General features: G+C 72.3%; 17 protein-coding genes. 5 read left to right on the top strand and 12 right to left on the bottom strand.

Annotated elements, in window-relative coordinates:
* The first annotated feature begins 11 nt into the window (after positions 1-11).
* Genes araB through araA form a run of 3 tightly spaced genes read left to right on the top strand, consistent with a single transcriptional unit; the run spans position 12 to position 3,906 of the window.
* Positions 12-1,718 (top strand): ribulokinase, encoded by a 1,707-nt coding sequence (gene araB / locus ACYVP9_RS11965; RefSeq protein ID WP_460605091.1) that lies wholly within the window; start codon positions 12-14, stop codon positions 1,716-1,718.
* Entirely contained in the window at positions 1,715-2,386 is a 672-nt protein-coding gene (locus ACYVP9_RS11960; RefSeq protein ID WP_460605090.1) for an L-ribulose-5-phosphate 4-epimerase, read from the top strand. The genes araB and ACYVP9_RS11960 overlap by 4 nt, the downstream gene beginning before the upstream one ends.
* 17 nt (positions 2,387-2,403) lie before the next feature.
* Positions 2,404-3,906 carry an L-arabinose isomerase gene (araA, locus tag ACYVP9_RS11955; protein WP_460605089.1) on the top strand — a complete coding sequence of 501 codons (1,503 nt, stop codon included), beginning with the start codon at positions 2,404-2,406 and terminating at the stop codon, positions 3,904-3,906.
* 3 nt (positions 3,907-3,909) lie between these two features.
* Here araA and ACYVP9_RS11950 read toward each other — a convergent pair whose 3' ends face one another.
* Genes ACYVP9_RS11950 through ACYVP9_RS11940 form a run of 3 tightly spaced genes read right to left on the bottom strand, consistent with a single transcriptional unit; the run spans position 3,910 to position 5,878 of the window.
* Positions 3,910-4,617, bottom strand: coding sequence for a ferredoxin reductase domain-containing protein (locus ACYVP9_RS11950; protein WP_460605088.1), 708 nt, complete (start codon positions 4,615-4,617; stop codon positions 3,910-3,912).
* The gene (locus ACYVP9_RS11945; RefSeq protein WP_460605087.1) at positions 4,610-5,215 is read right to left on the bottom strand and encodes a sulfite oxidase-like oxidoreductase; all 606 of its coding nucleotides are present in this window, start codon (positions 5,213-5,215) and stop codon (positions 4,610-4,612) included. Before ACYVP9_RS11945 ends, ACYVP9_RS11950 begins: the two co-directional genes overlap by 8 nt.
* Positions 5,216-5,248: 33 nt before the next feature.
* On the bottom strand, positions 5,249-5,878 hold the full coding sequence (locus ACYVP9_RS11940) for a nitroreductase family protein (protein ID WP_460605519.1): 630 nt from the start codon (positions 5,876-5,878) through the stop codon (positions 5,249-5,251).
* 60 nt (positions 5,879-5,938) lie between these two features.
* Here ACYVP9_RS11940 and ACYVP9_RS11935 point away from each other — a divergent pair, with 60 nt between their 5' ends.
* Complete coding sequence (locus tag ACYVP9_RS11935; RefSeq protein WP_460605086.1) at positions 5,939-6,415, top strand: SET domain-containing protein; 477 nt, start codon at positions 5,939-5,941, stop codon at positions 6,413-6,415.
* 13 nt (positions 6,416-6,428) lie between these two features.
* Here ACYVP9_RS11935 and ACYVP9_RS11930 read toward each other — a convergent pair whose 3' ends face one another.
* The 4 genes from ACYVP9_RS11930 to ACYVP9_RS11915 form a co-directional block, all read right to left on the bottom strand.
* Positions 6,429-7,151 (bottom strand): S1 family peptidase, encoded by a 723-nt coding sequence (locus ACYVP9_RS11930; RefSeq protein WP_460605085.1) that lies wholly within the window; start codon positions 7,149-7,151, stop codon positions 6,429-6,431.
* Between the two features lie 118 nt (positions 7,152-7,269).
* Positions 7,270-8,268: a helix-turn-helix transcriptional regulator gene (locus ACYVP9_RS11925; RefSeq protein ID WP_460605084.1), complete on the bottom strand. Its 999-nt coding sequence runs from the start codon at positions 8,266-8,268 to the stop codon at positions 7,270-7,272.
* Between the two features lie 245 nt (positions 8,269-8,513).
* Positions 8,514-8,849 (bottom strand): DUF6221 family protein, encoded by a 336-nt coding sequence (locus tag ACYVP9_RS11920; protein ID WP_460605083.1) that lies wholly within the window; start codon positions 8,847-8,849, stop codon positions 8,514-8,516.
* A gap of 76 nt (positions 8,850-8,925) precedes the next feature.
* Positions 8,926-9,729: an ANTAR domain-containing protein gene (locus tag ACYVP9_RS11915; RefSeq protein ID WP_460605082.1), complete on the bottom strand. Its 804-nt coding sequence runs from the start codon at positions 9,727-9,729 to the stop codon at positions 8,926-8,928.
* 95 nt (positions 9,730-9,824) lie between these two features.
* Here ACYVP9_RS11915 and ACYVP9_RS11910 point away from each other — a divergent pair, with 95 nt between their 5' ends.
* On the top strand, positions 9,825-10,163 hold the full coding sequence (locus ACYVP9_RS11910) for a hypothetical protein (RefSeq protein ID WP_460605081.1): 339 nt from the start codon (positions 9,825-9,827) through the stop codon (positions 10,161-10,163).
* Here ACYVP9_RS11910 and ACYVP9_RS11905 read toward each other — a convergent pair.
* The 5 genes from ACYVP9_RS11905 to ACYVP9_RS11885 are packed head-to-tail and all read right to left on the bottom strand — an operon-like array spanning position 10,138 to position 14,336.
* On the bottom strand, positions 10,138-10,650 hold the full coding sequence (locus ACYVP9_RS11905) for a DinB family protein (RefSeq protein ID WP_460605080.1): 513 nt from the start codon (positions 10,648-10,650) through the stop codon (positions 10,138-10,140). The genes ACYVP9_RS11910 and ACYVP9_RS11905 overlap by 26 nt on opposite strands.
* Entirely contained in the window at positions 10,647-11,504 is an 858-nt protein-coding gene (locus tag ACYVP9_RS11900; protein WP_460605079.1) for an alpha/beta fold hydrolase, read from the bottom strand. The genes ACYVP9_RS11905 and ACYVP9_RS11900 overlap by 4 nt, the downstream gene beginning before the upstream one ends.
* Positions 11,501-13,186 (bottom strand): FAD-binding dehydrogenase, encoded by a 1,686-nt coding sequence (locus ACYVP9_RS11895; RefSeq protein WP_460605078.1) that lies wholly within the window; start codon positions 13,184-13,186, stop codon positions 11,501-11,503. Before ACYVP9_RS11895 ends, ACYVP9_RS11900 begins: the two co-directional genes overlap by 4 nt.
* 21 nt (positions 13,187-13,207) lie before the next feature.
* A complete protein-coding gene (locus tag ACYVP9_RS11890; protein WP_460605077.1) occupies positions 13,208-13,438 on the bottom strand; it encodes a hypothetical protein in 231 nt (76 codons plus the stop codon).
* A gap of 10 nt (positions 13,439-13,448) precedes the next feature.
* On the bottom strand, positions 13,449-14,336 hold the full coding sequence (locus tag ACYVP9_RS11885) for an aldo/keto reductase family oxidoreductase (RefSeq protein WP_460605076.1): 888 nt from the start codon (positions 14,334-14,336) through the stop codon (positions 13,449-13,451).
* Positions 14,337-14,775: the final 439 nt, after the last annotated feature.

Below are 14,775 nucleotides of genomic sequence, written 5' to 3'. Positions count from 1 at the left end.
AGGGCGCAACCATGAGCGCACGTCCGGGCGCGCTGACCGTCGGCGTCGACTTCGGGACGCTGTCGGGCCGCGCCGTCGTGGTGCGGGTGGCCGACGGCGCCGAGCTGGGCTCGGCCGTCCACCCCTACGCCCACGGCGTGCTGACCGACCGGCTGCCGTCCGGCGACCGGCGGCTGCCGCCCGATTGGGCGCTGCAGGTGCCGCAGGACTACCGCGACGTGCTGCAGCAGGCGGTCCCGGCCGCGCTCGCCGCCGCGGGCTGCGACCCGGGCGACGTCGTCGGCATCGCCACCGACTTCACCGCCTGCACCGTGCTGCCCACGACCGCCGACGGCACCCCGCTGTGCGAGCTCGACGCCTTCATCGACCGTCCGCACGCGTACGTCAAGCTCTGGCGGCACCACGCGGCGCAACCGCAGGCCGACCGCATCAACGCGCTCGCCGCGAAGCGCGACGAGCCGTGGCTGCCGCGCTACGGCGGGCTCATCAGCTCCGAGTGGGAGTTCGCGAAGGCGCTGCAGGTCTACGACGAGGACCGCGAGGTCTACGACGCCATGCGGCACTGGGTCGAGGCCGCCGACTGGATCGTCTGGCAGCTGTGCGGCGAATATGTGCGCAACGCCTGCACCGCGGGCTACAAGGGCATCCGCCAGGACGGCGTCTACCCCTCGCGTGACTACCTCGCCGAACTCGACCCGGGCTTCGCCGGCTTCGTCGACGAGAAGCTCGATCACCCGATCGGCGAGCTCGGTGCCGCGGCAGGCCGGCTCGGCGCCGAGGCCGCCGCCTGGACCGGGCTGCCCGAGGGCATCGCCGTGGCCGTCGGCAACGTCGACGCCCACGTCACCGCCCCCGCGGCGCAGGCGGTCGAGCCCGGCCGGCTCGTGGCGATCATGGGCACGTCGACGTGTCACATCCTGAACTCCGACGTGCTGCGCGAGGTGCCCGGCATGTGCGGCGTCGTCGCCGGCGGCGTCGTCCCCGGGTTGTGGGGGTACGAGGCCGGCCAGAGCGGCGTCGGCGACATCTTCGGCTGGTTCGTCGAGAAGTGCGTGCCGCCCGCCTACGTCGAACGGGCCGCCGCCGAGGGACGCAGCGTGCACGACCTGCTCGCCGAGCTGGGCGGCGCCCAACCGGTCGGGGCGCACGGGCTGCTGGCCCTCGACTGGCACTCGGGCAACCGCTCGCCGCTCGTCGATCACGAACTGTCCGGCCTGGTCGTCGGGCAGACCCTCGCGACCAGGCCCGAGGACGTCTACCGGGCGCTCGTCGAGGCCACCGCCTACGGCACCCGGGCCATCGTCGAGACCTTCCGCGACGCCGGGGTGCCGGTCACCGAGTTCGTCGTCGCCGGCGGCCTGACCAGGAGCGACTTCGTCATGCAGATCTACGCCGACGTGCTGCGCATGCCGCTGTCGCTGCTGGAGTCCGAGCAGGGACCCGCGCTCGGGTCGGCGATGTTCGCGGCCGTCGCCGCCGGCGGGCACCCCGACATCGCCGCGGCCTCCCGCGCGATGGGCCGGCGGCGTACCGGGGCGTGGATCCCGGACGAACGCGCTGCCGATCGCTACGACCTGCTCTACGCGGAGTACGCCGCGCTCGCCGACCACTTCGGGCGGACGGACGACGGCGTCATGCACCGCCTGCACCGGCTGCGCCGCGAGGCGTACTCCGACACGGCCGCCGCGTCGACCGACCACCCCACGGAGGACGCGTGACCGCCACCGTCGACGCGGACGTGCTGCACCGGGTGCGGGCCGAGGTCGCCGCCCTGCACGCCGAGCTCGTCCGCTACGAACTCGTCGTCTGGACCGCCGGCAACGTGTCGGCCCGGGTGCCCGGCGCGGACCTGTTCGTCATCAAGCCGTCCGGTGTCTCGTACGACGAGCTGGACGCCGACGCGATGGTCGTCTGCGACCTCGACGGCACCCTCGTCGACGGCAGCCGCTCGCCCTCGTCCGACACGGCCGCGCACGCGTACGTGTACCGCCACCGTGCCGACGTGGGCGGACAGGTCCACACGCACTCGACCTACGCCTCGGCCTGGGCCGCGCGGGGCGAGGAGGTGCCGTGCGTGCTGACCGCGATGGCCGACGAGTTCGGCGGCCCGATCCCGGTGGGGCCGTTCGCGCTCATCGGTGACGACAGCATCGGACGCGGCGTCGTCGAGACGCTGGCCGGGTCCCGGTCCCCCGCCGTGCTCATGCGCAACCACGGCGTGTTCACCGTCGGACCCGACGCCCGCGCGGCGGTCAAGGCGGCCGTGATGTGCGAGGACGTCGCCCGCACCGTGCACATCGCCCGCCAGCTCGGCACTCCCCTGCCCATCGAGGCGTCCGCCGTCGACCGGTTGTACGACCGCTACCAGAACGTCTACGGCCGTTGAGCCGGGAGGGATTCCCCATGACCAGCAACGCCCCCCACCTGTGGTTCCTCACCGGCAGCCAGGGCCTCTACGGCGACGACGTGCTCGCGCAGGTCGCCGAGCAGTCGCAGCGGGTCGCCGCCGATCTCGACGAGGCGTCGGAGGTGCCACTGCCGGTCGTGTGGCAGCCCGTGCTGACCGGTGACGCCGGCATCCGGGCCGTGATGACCGCGGCCAACGCCGACCCGAACTGCATCGGCGTCGTGGCGTGGATGCACACCTTCTCCCCGGCCAAGATGTGGATCGCCGGGCTCGACGAACTGCGCAAGCCGCTGCTGCACCTGCACACGCAGGCCAACCAGGCGCTGCCGTGGTCGACCATCGACATGGACTTCATGAACCTGAACCAGGCCGCGCACGGCGACCGCGAGTTCGGTTACATCCAGACCCGGTTGCACGTGCCGCGGGTGACCGTGGCCGGCCACGCCACCGACCCCCGTACCCGCACCGCCGTCGGACGCTGGGCCCGGGTCGCTCTCGGCATCGCCGACCTGCGCTCGCTGCGGCTCGCCCGCTTCGGCGACAACATGCGCGACGTCGCCGTCACCGAGGGCGACAAGGTCGAGGCGCAGCGCAAGTTCGGCGTCTCGGTCAACACGTACGCGGTCAACGACCTCGTGGCGCGGGTCGACGCCGTCGAGCCGGCCGAGATCGACAAGCTGGTGGCCGAGTACGCCGACGTCTACGACGTCGCTCCCGAGCTGCGCGCCGGTGGCGACCGGCACGAGTCGCTGCGCTACGCGGCGCGCATCGAGGCCGGCCTGCGCGGCTTCCTCGACGACGGTGGGTTCCGCGCGTTCACCACCAACTTCGAGGACCTCGGCGGCCTGCGTCAGCTGCCCGGTCTCGCCGTGCAGCGGCTCATGGCCGACGGCTACGGCTTCGGCGGCGAGGGCGACTGGAAGACCAGCGTGCTGCTGCGCACGATGAAGACCATCGGACGGGGACTGCCCGGCGGCACCTCGTTCATGGAGGACTACACGTACCACCTCGGCCCGGGCCCGCAGCGCATCCTCGGCGCCCACATGCTCGAGGTCTGCCCGACCATCGCCGCCGGCCGTCCGTCGGTCGAGATCCACCCGCTCGGCATCGGCAACCGCGAGGACCCCGTGCGGTTGCGCTTCACCGCCGCCCCGGGACCGGCCGTCGTGGTCGGCATGTGCGACCTCGGCGAACGGTTCCGTCTCGTCGGCAACGCGATCACGGTCGTCGCGCCGGACGAGCAGCTCTCGTCACTGCCGGTCGCGGCCGCGGTGTGGGAGCCCGAGCCCGACCTGCCGACCTCGGCGGAGTGCTGGCTCACCGCCGGGGGTCCGCACCACACGGTGCTGAGCACGCAGGTCGACGCCGCCACCGCGGACCAGTTCGCCGAGCTGACCGGAGTCGAGCTGGCCATGATCGACGCCGACACCGACCCGCGCCGGTTCCGGCAGGAGCTGCGCTGGAACGCGGCGTACCACCGATTGGCCGCCGCCCTCTGACGGTCAGCCGGACGGGCCGAAGCTCTCGACGCGGATGGTGTTCGTCGCGACACCGAGCTCCTGCAGCCAGCCGACGGCTGCGGACGAGAACGCCGTCGAGCCGCACACCAGGTGGGTCTGCCCGCTCCCGCGCAGCGGGAGCAGGTCGGTCGCGGCGAACCGGTGGCCGTCGGCGGTCAATCGCACGAGCGCGCCCGCTGCCTCGAACTCGTCCGCGTACGGGAGCCCGGCACGGGTGCGCGCCGACAGCGCGAGACGGACGAGATCGGTCGTCCCCGTGTGGCGCGCGTGTCGCAGCATCGCGGCGAACGGCACCGCACCCGAGCCGCCGGCGACGCCGAGCAGCGGCGTGACGCCGTCCCAGACGAACCAGCCGCCGATCGGCCCGCGGACGTCGAGCTGGTCGCCGACCTCGACGACGTCGGCCAGGAACCCCGACACCTCGCCGTCGGGCAGCCGGTCGATCCAGAACTCGACCTCGTCGTCCGACGGCGCCGACGCGACGGAGTACGACCGCTGCGCCACGTAGCCGTCCGGTGCGGTGAGCCGGATGACGTAGTGCTGGCCGGGCAGGTGGTCGACGCGGTCGGGCACGGCGAGGCGCAGCACGACCGCGCGGTCGGACGGATGCGCCACCGAGGTGACCGTCGCCGTCCGCTTCACGCTCTGCGGCAGCGACGACCCGCCGGTAGGAGAACCGAACTCAATCACCCTGGTACCGCTGTTCCTGCCACGGATCGCCGAGGTCGTGGTAGCCGTTGCGCTCCCAGAATCCCTGCTGGTCGTGCTCGAGCAGGGTCAGCTGCGTGACCCACTTGGCGCTCTTCCAGAAGTACAGGTGCGGCACGAGCAGGCGCACCGGCCCGCCGTGCTCGCGCGGCAACGGGCGACCGTCGTACGTCCAGACCAGCCAGGCCTTGCCGCCGCGCACGTGCTCCAGCGGCAGGTTGGTGGTGTAGCCGGTGGTCGAGGTGGCGAGGACGAACGCGGCCCCGGGCGAGGGTTGCACCGCGTCGAGCAGCACGTCGACCGACACCCCGCCGAAGCGGGTGTCGAACTTCGACCACGTGGTGACGCAGTGGATGTCGCCGCGGTACTCCGACGGCGGCAGCGCGTGCACGTCCGCCCACGTCCACGTGTGCGGGTTCTCGACCAGGCCGTCGACCGTCATCGTCCAGCGGTCGGGGTCGAAGCGCGGGGTGGCCTCGGCCGTGAGCACCGGCCACTCGTCGCCCACGTCGTACTGCCCGGGGGGCAGGCGCCGGTCCGGTGCGTTGCGTGCCCGTCCGACGAATCCTCGCGTCGCCATGCCTCTCCTCGTCTCTCGTCCGGTCCGAGTCTGTCACCAGCCGTCGACGTGCAGGACCTCGTCGAGCGGCACGCGCGGCGCCGGCTTGAAGGTCTCCCCGGTGTAGAACGCGGTGGGGATCAGCGCCCCCTGGTGCACGCCCTCGGGCACGCCGAGCAGGTCGGCGACCTCGCGCTCGCGCTGCAGGTGCAGCGTGGTCCACGCGGTGCCGAGCCCCCGGGCGCGGGCGGCGAGCGCGTAGCTCCACACGGCCGGCAGCAGCGAGCCCCAGAGACCGGCCTGGTTGCCGCGCGGCAGCTCGGGACTCTCGATGGCGGCGATGACGAGCACCGGCACCTCGCCCATGTGCTCACCGAGCCAGGCGGCACTGCTGCCGACCCGCTGCTGCACCGCGTGGCGTTCGGCGTCGCCCGGGTGCAGGCTCGCGGCCGACGCCCCCGACGCGAGGTAGCGGCGGGTCACCTCGCCGTAGATCTCGCCGACGGCCCGCCGCTTCTCGGGGTCGGTGACGACCAGCCAGTGCCAGCCCTGCCGGTTCGAGCCGGACGGAGCCTGCAGCGCGATCTCCAGGCATTCGCGCACGAGCGCCATCGGCACGGGGCGGGTGAGGTCCAGCCGCTTGCGGACGGTGCGGGTGGTCGTGAGCAGTTCGTCGTTCGTCAGCGTGGGCACGATGCCGAGCGTGGCACACCGGACGATCGGCGTCGGTGATTGGATCGAGGGGTGACGAGACGACGACGTGATGCCGGCAGCACGGACAGCACCCTCGAGCCGCTGGAGGTCCGCGACTCCGGAGTGCACGGCCTCGGCGTCTTCGCACTGACCGATCTGCCCGCCGACCGGGTGCTGCTCGAGTACGCGGGCGAGCGCATCAGCTGGGAGCAGGCGTGCGCCGACCACGAGGCGGCCGGCACGGCAGGCCACACGTTCTACTTCGACCTGGGCGACGGAACCGTGATCGACGGCGGCGCCAACGGCAACACCGCCCGCTTCATCAACCACGGGTGCGACCCGAACTGCGAGACCGAGAGCGACGGCGAGCAGGTGCTCGTCCGCACCGTGCGCGACATCCGCGCCGGGGACGAGCTGTTCATCGACTACAACCTCGTGATCGACGAACCGGCCGACCCCGAGGAGCGCGCGCTGTACGCGTGCTCCTGCGGGGCGGCCGGCTGTCGGGGAACGATGCTCGCGGAGTGAACCGCGGTGCGGGTCAGACGCCCGCGGTGCTCGAGATCCAGCTGCCGCTCTGGCTCAGGATCGCGTAGTTCGAGCCGGCGTTGATGTTCGAGCCGGGGTCGGCGGTGTCGCCGGTCGAGCAGACGCCCACGACGCTGCCGTTCACGACGAGCGCGCCGCCGGAGTCACCGTGGTTGGACGCGCCGTCGATGCCGGTCACGTGCTGGGCGTTGCCGCCGTAGGCGTCGGTGCTGCCGCCGGTCAGGCTGACGGACGCCTTGTACAGACCGTCCGACTGGGCGCCGTTGGCGCGGGCGCCGTACCCCATGACGGTGCCGGTGCCCGAGGAGCGCGCGCCGTAGCTCAGATTGAGCGGGGCGTAGCTCGACAGCGACGCGGGCGACGCGAGGTGTGCGAGAGCGATGTCGCCGCTCGGCGCGTAGTACAGCGCGTCGACGGCGTGCGCCGGGCCGCGATTGGTCGTGCTGTTGCTCTGGTAGACGTCCATGGCCGTGGTGCCGTCGGCGCAGTGCAGCGCGGTGAGCACCCAGCTGGCGTTGAGCTGCTCGCCGGTGCAGCCGTAGGTGCCGCCGCCCTGCTCGAAGATCAGCTGCACCTCCCACGGCACCGACGCCGAGGACCCGCCGATGATGTTCGGCTTCGCCGGGGCGGCCTGGGCGGCGGGCGCGGTCGCGCCCGCGCCGACGGTCAGGGTGGCGGCGGCCAGTGCGGCCAACGCAAGGAGCTTGGTCTTCATCCGGTGTCCCGTCCGATCGAGTGGGGTGGCTGGGAAGTGGTCTAGACCCTGCCATACCTGGTCGAAATCGGACAATACGGAACACGCGGGAAATTTCCGGAAGTCTTCCGGACGGGAGCTACGTCCGCAGGACCTCGTGCGGCGCGTGGCCGTACCGCTCCCGGTAGCGGGCGGCGAACCGTCCGACGTTGCCGAACCCCCAGCGGGCGGCCACGGCGGCGACCGTGTCGCCCCGGCTCGGGTCGGCCGCCTGCAGCTCCCGGTGGGCCCGCTCGAGTCGCACCGAGCGCAGGTAGGCCGTCGGCGTGGTGTTCCACAACCGCCGGAAGCCGTGCTGCAGCGAGCGCGGCGTGACCCGGGCGGCCGCGGCGATGTCGCTCATGGTGATCGGCTCGCCCGCGTGGCTCTGGATGAAGTCGACCGCGCGCCGCAGCGCCGCCGGCGGCACGGACTCGGTGCTGGGGGCCACGGCGTAGTCGCCCGAGGTGGCGGTGTTGGGGAAGGCGTGCAGCAGCGCGATGCCCAGGAGCCGCCCGACCGAGCCCTGGACGATCGGGCTGGTCACGGCGTACGGGTTGGGCAGCACCTCGCGGTTCACGAAGCGGACGGTCGCCTGCCAGTACCGCTCGGCCTCGGGACTCACCGGCCGCGACTGCAGGAAGCGCAGCGAAGCAGGGTCGACGTGCCACTGCTCGGCGGCGATCGTCTCGATCTCGCCGAGGCTGAAGCGCACGAGGCCGACCCGGACGTCCTCCCAGACGGCGTCGACGTCGGCGTGCGCCTGCACCAGGTGGCTCTCACCGCGCTGCACGACGGTCTCGCGGTCGCGGTGGCAGATCTCGAGGTTGCCGCTGAGCAGGTGGGCCACGGCGACGGAACCGCTGGGCACCACCGTGGCGCGGGTGCGCATGGTGTGTTCGAGCGACTGGATACGGAACCCGTCCAGGGCCACCGACGTGACCCGGAAGCGGAAGTTCTCCGCCGACCCGGTGATCTGCGGCTCGTGCGGCGCGAAGACCTTGTCCAGGAAGTCCTTGGCGGCGTCCGGGTCGGTGGTCGCGTACTCGAAGCGGTCCGCACCCTGCCTGTCGTCGCTTCCCGTCGCGGCGATCGGCATCCCCAACCCCAGTCACCTCCGAGCCCGGCGCTGGCGGGCACCGGGATTACCCCGGTCGTCGGCCGAGCATGGCTCGTCGGCATCGGAACGCAACGGCCGTCGGGGTCACGACCGCTGGCACCATCAATCCGGACCAGTATGTGGCCCGCAACCTGGCTTGTCGCCATGCGGCTGGCGGGTTCGCACTGAGGCCGGGGTGTGAGAACGGCGGACGACCCCGGCCGCAACGGCCCGGGGCCCCGTGATCACCGGCGTTTGGGCGCCCGCCACTCGCTGCGGTAGCTGCGGTGCTCGGCGTACGGCGCGGCCAGCGCGCGCAGCGCCTGGATGGCGGCGTCGCGCACGGTCTTCTCCGCGGGAAGGTCGCGCAGCACCAGCAGCTGCTGCAGGTCGCCGATCACGTGGCGCTTGGCGATGATCTCCGCGCGCAGTCGCTCGGTGGCCCGCAGGCCGTCGGCCGAGATGTCGGTCTTGGCGTCCTGACGGCTCAGGCGACGCAACTCGTCGTCGTCCTCGTCGATGCGGTCGAGCAGGAATCGGACGATCTCGTTGGCGGTGGTGACGGGAAGGGTCAGCGACACGGGTAACTCCGGACGATCTGCAGGTCGGCCGCTGCTGGACCTAACCCGACCTTACTCGCACTTCCGTGCGAGCCGGTCAGCGGGCGCGGGAGCCCGGCTCCAGCAGTTCGCCCGTCTGCACGAGGTGATCGGCCACCGTCGCGACCTTCGTGTTGGTGATCTGCGAGGCCTCCGACAGCCGGCGGAACGCCTCGTCGGCGCCGATGCGCAGTCGTTCCATGAGGATGCCCTTGGCCTGCCCGAGCACGTCCCGGCTGGTCATCGCGGTGCGCAGCTGCGCGGCGCGCTGCGCCTCGGCCAACGCGAGCGCCGCCATCGTGGCGAACAGCTTCACGAACTCGAGCTCGACGTCGTCGAACACGGCCTCGCGCGCGCTGTACAACGACAGCGCGCCCGTCGTGCGCTCCCCCACCCGCAGCGGCAGGCACACCATGCTGACCACGCCGAGCTCGGCGGCCGCCTGCTGCAGGGTGGGCCATCGGCCGTCGCGGTGCAGGTCGGCGACGACCACGACCTCCTGCAGCGACGCCGCGTCGTAGCAGGGACCCTCGCCCACCTTCAGCTGCAGCTCGTCGAGCACGGACGGCTTCGGGCCGGTCGTGGCCACCGGCTCGAGCACGCCGCGCCGGACGACGATGAGGCCCGCGTCGTCCGTCCCGGGCACCGTTCGCACCGCGGCCTGGACGATCGCGTCGAGCGTGGGCTGCAGCTCGTCGGACGTGACGTGCAGCGCACGAGCGAGCTGGCCGAGGAGCGAGAACGTCTCCTGGTGGTCGCCGAGATCGACGGTGTCCTCGGACGCGTCGGTGGCGTCGGTGGCGCCGGTGGCGTCGGTGAGGACCGAGGGACGGGCGGCCGTGTCGGGCATGTCGTCGAGCACGGGTGCTCCTTTCTGCTCGCGCGTGCTCATTGTGACGGGAGAGGGGTTCGCTGTGGACCCCACCCGGTGGTTTGGCGGTCGCGCACACCGGTTACGTGATCGACATGAGCCTGACGATGCCGGAGCGCCGCATCGAGGTGCCGGCGCCGAACCCGGTCGACATGCGGTGCAGCACCGGCCTGCTCACCCCCACGGGCAGCGCGCCCGGGGCCGGCGGCCGGTGCCAGTTGCTCGCCGGACATCACGGGGCGCACGCCGTCATGTACGCCGACGGGCGGGAGCGGGCCGTGCTCGCCTGGCACGGGAACGACGAACCGACCCGCTTCACCGACGGCTGGCAGCAGCTGCCCTGGATGCGCGGGTACCCGGTGCCGGCCTGGTACGAGGGCCCGGCCGATCTCGACCACGTCACCGCCGCCGCAGCACGCCTCTGACGAACGCCGCCTGCCCGGCGTGCTCGAGATCGTCGTCGACCACGCTCATCAACCGCACCGCCAGGGTCACGGGCGGGTCCCAGTTCTCGTCCACGACGCGCGCCAGGTCGTCGTCGCGCAGCGTCCGCAGGTACGCCTCCGTCGCGTCGAGCACGTCGTCGGCGTAGCCCCGGAAGTCGGCCACGGGCACGTCCCGCACCTGCGCGACGTCGTCGCTGCTGTGCCCGTAGCCATGTGCCTCGGGCGCGAACGGCAGCCCGAACCGCTCGTGCCAGCCCTTCGACGTCCACACCTGCTCGGTGCCCGCGACGCCGGCGACGTGGTCGTCCTGCACGCGCAGCAGATGCCAGACCAGCCAGCCGACGGTGTTGGCCTCCGGATCGAGGCGCGCGGTCAGCACGGTCTCGTCGGCGTCCTCGAGCACGGCGTGCACGCGCTCGCGCACCCGTCCATACGCGTCCAGCAACAGATCGATCGCGGCGGTCACGCCGACCGTCCTACCCGCGACGACACGAACTCGCGCAACAACCGGGTGATCACGTCCGGGTGCTCGTACTGGATCGAGTGCGTGCTGTCGGGCACGACCTCGACGCGGGCCCCCGCCGCGCGGTACCGCGACGCCGAGCGATCGCCGTAGAACCCGTCGCGACCGCCCAGCACGACGAGCGCGGGTTTGCCCGCCGCCCGCAGTTGGGTGTCGAGCGGACGCTGCGCCAGCCGGTCCGGACGGGTGCGCAGCACCGTCACGAACATCGCGACGTCGACCGCGCGGAAGTCGGCGATCGCCAGGCCGACGAGCCGCTGCGTGCGCGGGTCGGACGGGCGCCGGATCACCCGCGACACCCCGCCGATCGCGCTCGCCAGCCCGTGGCCGGTGGCGAGCAGCGCGGGTCCGACGACGCGGCGGGTCATGAGCAGGTTGCCGCGGGGCAGGGTCGCGTCCGAGTAGTCGGGGGCCTGGCAGACGAGCGCGACCGCGACCACGCGGTCGTCCGTCTCGGCCAGCGCGGCGGCGACGTCGGCACCGAAGGAGTGCCCGGCGACGGTGACGTCCTGGAGTCCGAGCCGGTCGAGGACGGCGACGGCCACCTCGGTCTGGGCGGGGGCGTCGGCCGACCGTCCGCCCGTCAGGCCGTGTCCGAGCAAGTCGAAGCGGACGACCCGGTGGTCGGTCGCGAGGGCCGCCGCGGGCACGTCCCACCAGTCGCTCGACCCCGTGAAGCCGTGGACGATCAGCAGCACGGGCGCGTCGCGCGGACCGTCGTCGCGTACCCGCACCCGGCGTCGCTCGCCGTCGACGGTGACGTCGAGGAACCGTCCGGGCCGGTCGAGCGGCCTCACGCGAGGTCCCGGGCGAGCGCGCGCCCGGCGGCCCGTCCGCTGAAGATGCAGCCGCCGAGGAACGTGCCCTCGAGCGCGTTGTACCCGTGCACGCCGCCACCGCCGAAGCCGGCGACCTCGCCGGCCGCGTACAGGCCGGGGAAGGCCGACCCGTCCTCGCGCATGACCTGCGAGTCGAGGTTCGTCTCCAGCCCGCCGAGCGTCTTGCGGGTGAGGATGTTCAGCCGGACGGCGATGAGCGGGCCGTGCGCCGGGTCGAGGATGCGGTGCGGCTTGGCCACCCGCGCCACCTTGTCGCCGAGGTAGCGGCGGGCGTTGTCCATGGCCATGACCTGCAGGTCCTTGCCGTACTTGTTCGTCAGCTCGCGGTCGCGCGCGACGATCTGCCGTTCGAGGTGGTCGGCGTCCAGCTGTGGTCCGCGGGCGATCTTGTTCATGCCCGCGACGAGGCCGGCCAGGTCGTCGGCGACCACGAAGTCGACGCCGTGCTCCTTGAACGCCTCGACCGGCGCGGCGGCTCCCTTGCTGACGCGGGTCTTCAGCGTCAGTCTCAGGTCCTTGCCGGTGATGTCGGGGTTCTGCTCCGAACCCGACAGCGCGAACTCCTTCTCGATGATCGTCTGCGTGAGCACGAACCACGAGTAGTCGTAACCGGTCGCGAGGATCGCCTTGAGCGTGCCGTTGGTGTCGAAGCCGGGGAAGTTCGGCGCCGGCAGGCGGTCGCCGTTGGCGTCGAACCACAGCGACGACGGCCCGGGGATGATGCGGATCGCGTGGTCGGGCCAGATCGGGTCCCAGTTGTTGATGCCCTCGGTGTAGTGCCACATGCGGTCGCGGTTGATCACGTGCGCGCCGGCCTTCTCGCTGATCGCGATCATGCGCCCGTCGACGTGCGCGGGCACGCCGGAGATCATCGTCTCGGGCGGGTTGCCGAGACGGTCCACCGGCCAGTTCTTCCGGATGAGCTCGTGGTTGTGGCCGATGCCGCCGCTCGTCACGACGACGGCCGCGGCACGGTGCTCGAACTCCCCCGTGACGTCGCGGTTGGAGGCGACGCCGCGCTCGGCGTCGTCCGGGGCGAGCGTCGCGCCACGCACGCCGACGGCCCGGTCGCCCTCGACGAGGATCTCGTCGACGCGATGCCGGAAGGCGAAGCGGACGAGTCCGCGCTTCTCGGCCTCGAGGACGGGTTCGGCGAAGATGCGGACGACCTCCGGGCCGGTGCCCCACGTCAGGTGGAAACGCGGCACGGAGTTGCCGTGCCCGGTGGCCAGGTGCCCGCCGCGCTCGGCCCACCCGACCACCGGCGTGATGCGCAGGCCCAGGTCGTGCAGGTACTGCCGCTTCTCCCCCGCGGCGAACCGCAGGTAGGCCTCGGCCCACTCGCGCGGCCAGTAGTCGACCGGGCGGTCGAACCCGGCGCTGCCGAACCAGTCCTGGCGGGCGAGCTCGAGGGAGTCCTCGACGCCGAGGCGGCGCTGCTCGGGGGTGTCGACGAGGAACAGGCCGCCGAGCGACCAGAACGCCTGCCCGCCGAGGTTGGCGCGGTTCTCCTGCTCGACCACGAGCACGCGCCGGCCCGCCTGCGTGAGCTCGTAGGTGGCCACCAGGCCGGCGAGGCCCGCCCCCACCACGATGACGTCGGCTGGGTCGGGGTTCGAGGCGCCGTCGGTGTCGGTCATCCCCCGATTCTGCCCTCGCCCCTACACGACGGCAGCGATGACGCCGACGACGACCGCGTACACCGCGGCCGCGCCGAGGACGCGGCGGTACCAGACCCGCGTCCGCCCGTCGGGACGGCGCCACGCCACCAGCGCGCACGCGCCGCCCGTGAGCAGCGCCAGCACGACGAACGCCCCGACCGGACTGGCCGGGGCGATCGACGCGGGGACGGCCAGCATCAGCACGGCGGCCAACAGCGTGGTGCACCCCATGCGGCAGTGCTTACCCGCCGATGGCGTCCAGTTCGGTGATCACCTCGGCGGGCAGGTCGAGGCCGGCGCCGGCGACGTTCTCGTGCAGGTGGTCGACCGACGACGTGCCCGGGATCAGCAGGATGTTGGGCGAGCGCTGCAGCAACCAGGCGAGCGCCACCGCCATGGGCCGCGTGCCCAGACGCGCGGCGATGTCGTCCAGGGTCTCGGACTGCAGCGGCGAGAACCCGCCGAGCGGGAAGTAGGGCACGTAGGCGATGCCCTGCCGGGCGAGGTCGTCGACGAGCGCGTCGTCCTCGCGGTGCGCGATGTTGTACATGTTCTGCACGCAGACCACCGGCGCGATCGACTGCGCCTCGGCGACCTGGTCGGCGTTCACCGTGCTGACGCCGAGATGGCGGATCTTGCCCTGCTGCTGCAGTTCGGCGAGGGTCTCGAACTCCCGAGCGATGGAGCCCGGCTCGGGTCCCTCGGGGGCGCCCATGCGCAGGTTGACGACGTCGAGCACGTCGAGGCCGAGGTTGCGCAGGTTGTCGTGGACGGCGTCGGTGAGCTCCTGCGGCGACCGGGCGTGCGGCCAGTTGCCCTGCTCGTCGCGCCGCGCGCCGACCTTGGTGACGAGGTGCAGGGTCTCCGGGTACGGGTGCAGGGCCTCGCGAATGATCTCGTTCGTCACGTGCGGGCCGTAGAAGTCGGACGTGTCGATGTGGGTGATGCCGAGCGCGACCACCTCGCGCAGCACCGCGATCGCCGCGTCCCGGTCCTTCGGCGGGCCGAACACGCCGGGTCCGGCCAGTTGCATGGCGCCGTAGCCGACGCGGGTGAGGTCGAGGTCGCCCACGCGGTACGTCCCGCCCGGCAGTTCAGATGTCTGTGTCACGTCTTCTGTCTGTGTCATGTCCTCGACTGTGCCCGCGCCGCGTGCGCCGAGGCAGGGATGGTGGGTCCCTGTCTCGCGCGAGGGCGACGACGTCGGGCGGCCCGGGGGCCGGCACGCCTGCCGGCGTCGCGGAGCTTCCGCGAAAACAATTGAGGACCCTTCACGAGACCCCTTCACGAGACCCCTTCACGAGACCCCTTCACGAGACCCCTTCACGAGACCGCTTCACGAGACCGCTTCACGAGACCCATTCACGAGACCCCTTCAGGGCTCGCTCGGCGCGAGCGGCCGGCTCCGGACGCGATCTTCATGGCCCGGCGACGGCACAGCGACGCCAGGCCCTCAACGTCGGCGGCCGACCTCGTGAAGCCCACTCGTGAAGCCCACTCGTGAAGCCCACTCGTGAAGCCCACTCGTGAAGCCCACTCGTGAAGCCCACTCGTGAAGCCCACTCGTG

Source organism: Jatrophihabitans fulvus (genome assembly GCF_054781375.1).
The sequence above is the reverse complement of the archived record's forward strand: the minus strand, read 5'-3'. Positions and strand labels throughout refer to the sequence as shown.